The organism is Shewanella sp. SG41-4, assembly GCF_014164505.1.
GTDB lineage: Bacteria > Pseudomonadota > Gammaproteobacteria > Enterobacterales > Shewanellaceae > Shewanella.
The window spans coordinates 1-1,363 of sequence record NZ_JACJFI010000597.1; the positions used below are offsets into that span (position 1 = coordinate 1).

A 1,363-nucleotide genomic window follows, 5' to 3' on the forward strand; every position below is an offset into this window, starting at 1 on the left:
GCTACAAATTCATTAGGTAATGTTTGGACTAGTTCCCACGCCGACGAGATTGATGTCTTTATAAAACATGAAATGACAAAACAGAAAATACCCGGATTACAACTTGTTATTGTGCAAAATAACAAAATAATCAAAACCAATAGTTATGGCTTGGCCAATATTGAAGATGCCGTGCCTGTTGATAATGAGACGTTATTTTCAATTAATTCAATTACAAAAGCCTTTACTGGTATTGCTGTAATGCAATTAGTTGAAGATGGAAAACTGGATATATCGAAAGAAATATCCAATTATTTGCCAAATTTACCCGTCACTTGGCAAGATCGAACTATCAAGCAGTTGATGACCCATACCTCTGGCTTGCCAGAAATTTTGGCTAATGACGTAGGGAAATTGATTTCAGATAAAGGGCCTGATGCGGCATGGGAACTAGTCCAAACATTACCTAATGAATTTGTAGCCGGTAGTAAATTTGAATACAACCAAACTAATTATATTGTCATTGGGAAAATAATTGAAAAAATCACTAATCAACCCTTTGTTGATTTTATCCGAGAAAATCAACTGCAAAAAGTTGATATGGAACGCACTCAATATGCAGGATTTTCAAATTTAAACAATGTCATTAAGCATTCTGCAAGACGCTATACCTATTATGATAATCAGCAACTATCTAATATAAACACAGAGGAATATTCGTCTATTCTCTACCCCGCTGTAGGAATGAGTTCGACTGCAACTGAATTAGCTAGATGGATAATAGCTTTACAAAGTAATATGTTATTAAAGGAAAAATCGAGTATTGAAGAGCTTTGGCGCCCCGCTCTTTTGAACAATGGACATACTCAAGGTTTCAATAAATTATTAAATGGTTATGCGTTGGGATGGCCTGTAGTTGTTCGTGAACAGCATCCTGCTGTAGCACCTTCCGGAGGTAATCGTTCAGCCTTTTTCATCTACCCAGAAGATAAGCTTTCAATAGTAGTACTTACCAATTTAATGGGAGGTATTCCCAGTCAGTTCATTGATGATATTGCAAGTTTTTATATTCCTGAAATGAAAAAAGAAAATGGATTCGGTTTACCAGCTTCAATAAGGGTTCTTTTTCATAAACTAGAAAAAAATGGTTATGATAAGGCTATTGGCGTAGCTGAATCATTGCAACGCAAGGAGGAAATTAAGCTTAATGAAAGTGACATTAATAATTTTGGCTATTGGTTAGTTGGTCAAGATAAGATTCAACAAGCCCTACAAGTGTTTATTTTAAATACAGAGTTGTTTCCAGAAAGTGCCAATGCTTTTGATAGTGTAGCCGAAACTTATTGGCAATTAAATAATATAGAACAAGCAATTAGTGGTTATG

General features: G+C 35.1%; 1 protein-coding gene. It reads left to right on the top strand.

Annotated elements, in window-relative coordinates; all coding sequences use genetic code 11:
- Window positions 1–72: 72 nt before the first annotated feature.
- On the top strand, window positions 73–1,363 hold a 1,291-nt coding region (locus H5202_RS22530), incomplete at its 3' end, for a serine hydrolase domain-containing protein (protein WP_182773985.1).